At 41.8% G+C, this 5491-nt stretch carries 5 protein-coding genes; 3 read left to right on the top strand and 2 right to left on the bottom strand.

What is annotated here, in order from left to right; genetic code table 11:
* Positions 1–645 precede the first annotated feature (645 nt).
* Entirely contained in the window at positions 646–1089 is a 444-nt protein-coding gene (locus F1E73_RS16195; RefSeq protein ID WP_150452545.1) for a lipocalin family protein, read from the bottom strand.
* Positions 1090–1195: 106 nt separating this feature from the next.
* Positions 1196–1741 (bottom strand): hypothetical protein, encoded by a 546-nt coding sequence (locus F1E73_RS16200; RefSeq protein WP_086477619.1) that lies wholly within the window; start codon positions 1739–1741, stop codon positions 1196–1198.
* Between the two features lie 369 nt (positions 1742–2110).
* Between F1E73_RS16200 and F1E73_RS16205 the strand changes: the two genes are divergently transcribed.
* From F1E73_RS16205 to F1E73_RS16215, 3 genes are all read left to right on the top strand, one after another.
* Positions 2111–2548, top strand: a complete 438-nt coding sequence (locus F1E73_RS16205) for a hypothetical protein (RefSeq protein ID WP_150452546.1) — start codon at positions 2111–2113, stop codon at positions 2546–2548.
* A 293-nt stretch (positions 2549–2841) separates the two neighbouring features.
* Positions 2842–3126 (top strand): hypothetical protein, encoded by a 285-nt coding sequence (locus tag F1E73_RS16210; RefSeq protein ID WP_150452547.1) that lies wholly within the window; start codon positions 2842–2844, stop codon positions 3124–3126.
* An 83-nt stretch (positions 3127–3209) separates the two neighbouring features.
* On the top strand, positions 3210–5480 hold the full coding sequence (locus tag F1E73_RS16215) for a carbohydrate binding family 9 domain-containing protein (protein ID WP_223883488.1): 2271 nt from the start codon (positions 3210–3212) through the stop codon (positions 5478–5480).
* Positions 5481–5491 lie beyond the last annotated feature (11 nt).

The following is a 5491-nucleotide window of genomic DNA, read 5'->3' on the forward strand; positions in this document are numbered from 1 at the left end:
AGGAATAAAACCGGAAGGGTATAAAAAAACAAAGGGAACAAAAACAATATAGACCGTTCCTAGTTCCCTTTGCGCTCATATTTTCCCCTTGTCAGCATTATCTGATAAGTTCAACGGGTATTTTCTCAGCCTTCATGTCCTATAAAAGCACCCCGAAATATGATTATATAAATATACAATAAAAAAATCACTTATCGGTAAAAATCAGTAAAAAAATTATAGAAATTTTAAGGGCTATGTGTTTCTAGTTAGTTGAGGCTGATTAGGTTATGGGGTGCTTTCGAGATCGAACAGCCTGTTTTACTGAAAATGGGATTTCTATACTGTATTTTGATAATGTTCGTCCATGGAGTCATACTATATCTGCCGATTTTTCGTTATGAATTCTAATTGTAGTTTTTTTACAACTAAATCAATAAATTAGAGTGCAGTCATCGATATTAGTGGTGACTAATAAACCAACAATAGTATGCCCGTATTAAAACAAATAAAATGTTACCGTTGTAAAGCCAAAAGTTGGCAGGGGGATGTAATTTATGGCGAGCCTAAAATAAATAATCCTACGGACCAGCAGAAAGCGTGCTACCACCAATGGGAAGATAGGTCCTATTGGAAAGACCTATTCGCTATGCTTCGGTAGCTAACCTATTCCTGCATTTTCTTATAACTAACATACATCCTCCGTTCAGAATTAGGATTTAGCTGTAACCCTACCTTCATAATAGTGTCTTCTATGCTAAGGATGTGCCATTTAATACTGCGATCCCCACTACTTAGTGTCAAGGTATCCTCATCCTCAATGCTCCATTCAAAAACGCGTTCCTTGGTTTCGCAATCACTGGTGTAGGTTACTTCCGTAACTGTATGGTTCTCATTAAATTCGCTGTGATCTAATCCGCACTCTTTGTGGGAATGGCTATGTGGTACCACCCATCCATTGCCATCTTTCCCCATTATAGTTCCCTGTACTTCCCATTTCCCCAGAAGAAGGTCTTTTAAGGGGATGTTTTCCTTGTACTGGGCGATAGTTAATCCATTTGCAAAGATAAGACAGCCCATTACAAGGGACCATTTAATAGTTGTTTTCATGAAGTATTTGTTTAAATAATTAGTGGTATTAATGCTTTGTTAAAGGTTGGTTGCCAGTCTGTTGGGGTCTTTTTAGGCGTAGGTCTAAATTAGACAGATATACTATTTAAGGTGCAGCGGAAGTTATTTTTCCACTGACCTCCACCGTTTCTTCGGTTCCATTAGCTTTAAATGTTCCTTGGAACTCCAAGGTATAAGAGGCTCCTACACCCTTTTCTCCAGCAAAGGAAATATTGTGCTCCTGGTAGTTCTTCAAGGTCATTTTGGGACTCCCAACCGGAGTATATTTTTGCTGGCTATTCCATTCCCCAAATACTAATCCTGGTCCATCACCCTCTAAAATGGGCCGGTTGTTTTCATTCAATTTTAAACCGATACCCACTTGAAATTTCCCTGCATCCATTAAGGTTCCCGCCAATACCTTGCTGTTTACCTCCTCGCTATAGCTTACCATAGAAAATGGCCAGAAAATTCCGGCCTGTGATTTTGGAACCTGCCCAGAGTAGGTTTGGCCACCATGGATGGTAATGTGGTAGGTATGTTCATTTTCTTCCGAAGAAGCTTTGGATTTGTTGGATTTACCCTGGGAACACGCCATAAAAAAATACAGGGCCAATAGATATGCCGTAGAATGTAAAAGTGATTTTCCCATACACTATCTTATTAGTATCAGTTATAACTTATAGTTAATGGAAGGCTATTATTTTCCATCGCTCAAGGTGCCTTCCCTCAGTTTGGTACAAGAATAGAACATGTCTTTTTCGCTGGCAATAGCGACTGAGAATTTGTGGAGTTTCGCTGAGGATTATAGCTGTATCAATTAGTTTTCTTCTAGTTAAGTGAATTTTGTGAAGCGTTTAAAAGGGTTCATCTTAAATTATAAGTATCAATAGGGTATACGGGGTATTCAGAAATCATATTTACTACACCGCCTACCTAAAATCGTACAAAAATTGCGTAACTTTCTACAGGTTTAGATCGCATAGTTGGCCTAATACACATGACCCCAAATTAGATTGAGATGAATTACTTTAAGCTGAAAATTGTAATTGTAACCCTTGTCGGAGGCTTAACATTTAGTTGTTCCGATAATGACGATACCACAAAAACTGCAAATTGTGATCTTACTGTTTTGATTAGTGCCGACCAGTATGCAAACGCCCCTGCCCATACTGTCACTATCAATACGTTGGAAATAGACAACCATTGTTTAAAGATCAACTATAGTTCCAGTGGTTGCAGCGGAGATAGTTGGGAAGTAAAACTAATCGATTCCGGCGAAATTATGGAATCGAATCCCCCACAAAGAACTATTAGGCTGTCTTTGAAAAATGAGGAGCTTTGCGAGGCGTATATAACCAAAGAAATAAGGTTTAACATTAGGAACCTACAAGTGGAAGGGAACCGAGTGGTATTGAATATTACCAATGCTGACCAGCAACTGCTTTACGAGTATTAGAATCGGTAATTAATTCCATATTCCAAACCTTTTCTTTGCCCCTGGAAGCGGCAATGTCGCATCGCTTAGGCACTGTGCACTTGGGTGTTTTTTTATTGAAGTCTTATACAATTACATCGCCTAGTTATTTCAGATAACCCATCAATGGGGTTCCCATGTTTAATCCACTAAGATTACCACTGCTACTATTACTATTGATTTTTGCTTCGCAAAAATATTCCATAATTCTGAGGGAGCCAACCGAGGTAATTCCTTCTCCAAAACCGGAATTAAAACTTGCCTAAATTCGGAATATGGGGGTGTTGCTGGAGCCTAAGGATCAAACAGTGCTTAAAGATGGACTTCATAAAAACTACACGCCAGCATATACGTATCCCTCCAATACCGTGATAGCCTCCCTGCTTAAAGGGAACTACCCAGGATTTTCCGATATTGAGCTTAGCATCATTCCCCATGACCATAAAGACCATTATAACCCTGAGTTGCGTGTAGCGTTTTTTTTATCTTTAATAATTCAGGCCCAACTGAACAGAACAATTGCGAAGAATTGGGACTTAGGAAATTTAAACGCAGGATGAACATTGAACTCCTGCCGATAGGAGGCGGGCGCTAATGAATCAAACCGACCCTTGGTTTTTTATAATAGAAATAATACAATCAAATGCAAAACAAAATACTAGACTTTACATCGCATCACAATAAATTTCGGATTCGGATTATGGTACTCTCCTTCCTGTACTTTCTTCCTTTGTTGATAGTTGGCCAGGACAGTGATCCAGATAATGAGGTGAAGGAAATTAGGGCGTATTCCAAAAAGGGGATGGAACTGCTAATGGATGGTATCGTAGATGAAGAATTTTGGTTGTCCATTCCGGCCAATACTGATTTCCGAATGCAAGAACCTATAGAAGGGGGTGTGCCAACCGAACAAACGGAGGTAAGAATCGCCTTTGATAGTCAACACCTTTATATCGCAGTAGTTTGTTATGATAGTGATCCGTCCGGTATAAAGGCTTTTCAAAAGAAACGGGATGCCTCCCTAGAGACCGATGACCGATTTAGATTGATTTTAGACACCTTTATGGACAAGCGTAGCGCCTACTTCTTTGAGATTAATCCCCTTGGATTACGTGGGGATGGACTCATTTCTTCGGGGCAGGGGCAGATACTCAACAAAGACTGGGATGGGATATGGAAGGCCTGGACGTATAGGGGCGACTTTGGTTGGTCAGCAGAAATAAGGATCCCCTTTAGTAGCATAAATTTTGATACTAAGAAAGACGTCTGGGGAATAAACTTCCAGCGAACCATCAGGCGTAAAAACGAAGAACTATTATGGATGGGTCACCGCCGGAATCAAGGGTTGCTACGTCCACAGAATGCCGGGATGCTTACAGGCCTTGTTAATCCATCCCAGGGCCTAGGATTGGAAGTGATTCCCTATGCCATTGCCCAGTCTAACAAAGAATATGAGGTGGTGGACCAGGAGTCCGTTAGCACTACCACGGCCGACCTCGGATTTGATATTAATTACAATATTACCTCTCAATTGAAAGCCTCTATTACCTATAATACGGATTTTGCACAGGCTGAGGTAGATGATAGGCAGATAAACCTCACTCGATTCCCCTTGCGTTTTCCAGAAAAGAGGGATTTTTTTCTGGAGGGATCCTCCATTCTACAATTTGCACCTTCCAGTAATGTGAACCCCTATTTTAGTCGGAGAATCGGGCTGGTGAATGGGATGCGGATTCCTATTAGCTATGGAGGCCGACTCCTAGGAAATGTGGGGAAGAATAACATAGCCCTTTTACATGTGCGAACTGGAAAACAAGGGGAGCTGAATCCAGAGAATTTTACCGTGGCGAGGTATAGGCGCAATTTTTGGAAGGAGAGTTCCATAGGGGTATTGTATACCCATAGAAGCACGGAAGATGATCTGTTGTTCGGTATCCCCGTGCAAGATAGAAAGACCTTGGGTGCCGATCTCAACCTAAGTACCTCCGAACTTTTTGGTAGTAAAACCCTCCAATTCTCTGCCTTTTATGTGGGGCATAATGCCAGTTCTCCCTTGGATAGTATTACTAGCGCGTCTGACCGATCTGTGCGTGGATTCCGTTTTAATTTTCCCAACCAACCCTGGTCGGCCTGGGTATCCTATAGGGAGTTTGGAGAGGCCTATGATCCCGCCGTAGGATTTAACCAGCGTAACGGTTTTAGAAGGGTGCAGCCGGCCATATACTACGCACCCCTGTTCAATAGAAGCAAGCTAATACGGGAAATCGAATGGGGAATCTACTACCTATACCTCACCTCCCTGGAAAATAAACTCCTCACCGAAAATCTGAGATTTAATTTAGGCGCTATTCGGTTTGAATCCGACGACAGAATAGCATTCGAAATTTCAAGGAGTTTCGAATTTCTGGAGAACGATTTTGATATCCTAAACGATGGTTCCGTAATAGTACCCGCCGACGAGTATGTGAATTGGAGGTATGAGGTGGAAGCCTCCACGGCCTCGTATCGGAAGGTGTCGGGCTCCTTTGAGTACGAAGCTGGGGAATTTTGGACCGGCAATATTGCAAGTTATAGTTTGGGGTTAACCGTCCGCCCAAGCCCTGGTATTAACTTAAGTTGTGGGTATACCCATACCGAGGTCACCGCCGATCCCGTCGGATTTAAAACCAATCTATTCCGGATGGACCTCGGGTTGGACTTTACCCCCGATATTTCGCTATCGTCCAATATTCAGTTCGATGACGTTAGTAACCTACTGGGAACCAATACCCGCTTTAGATGGATCATTACGCCAGGAACCGATATCTTTTTTGTGTATAACCACAATTGGTTAGATAACCATGAAGTCAATAGAAGACTGATCACCACCCAGAAGGGTGCCGCCATGAAGGTGGTGTATACGGTTCGATTTTAAGGGGGGAATGG

Origin of the sequence: Arenibacter lacus, from assembly GCF_008711145.1 — a bacterium.
Lineage (GTDB): Bacteria > Bacteroidota > Bacteroidia > Flavobacteriales > Flavobacteriaceae > Arenibacter > Arenibacter amylolyticus.

What these genes read in the sequence shown, in the direction of transcription:
- F1E73_RS16195 (WP_150452545.1), bottom strand. Translation starts at nt 1,089, where the DNA reads ATGAAAACAACTATTAAATGGTCCCTTGTAATGGGCTGTCTTATCTTT.
- F1E73_RS16205 (WP_150452546.1), top strand. Translation starts at nt 2,111, where the DNA reads ATGAATTACTTTAAGCTGAAAATTGTAATTGTAACCCTTGTCGGAGGC.
- F1E73_RS16215 (WP_223883488.1), top strand. Translation starts at nt 3,210, where the DNA reads ATGCAAAACAAAATACTAGACTTTACATCGCATCACAATAAATTTCGG.
- F1E73_RS16210 (WP_150452547.1), top strand. Translation starts at nt 2,842, where the DNA reads ATGGGGGTGTTGCTGGAGCCTAAGGATCAAACAGTGCTTAAAGATGGA.
- F1E73_RS16200 (WP_086477619.1), bottom strand. Translation starts at nt 1,741, where the DNA reads ATGGGAAAATCACTTTTACATTCTACGGCATATCTATTGGCCCTGTAT.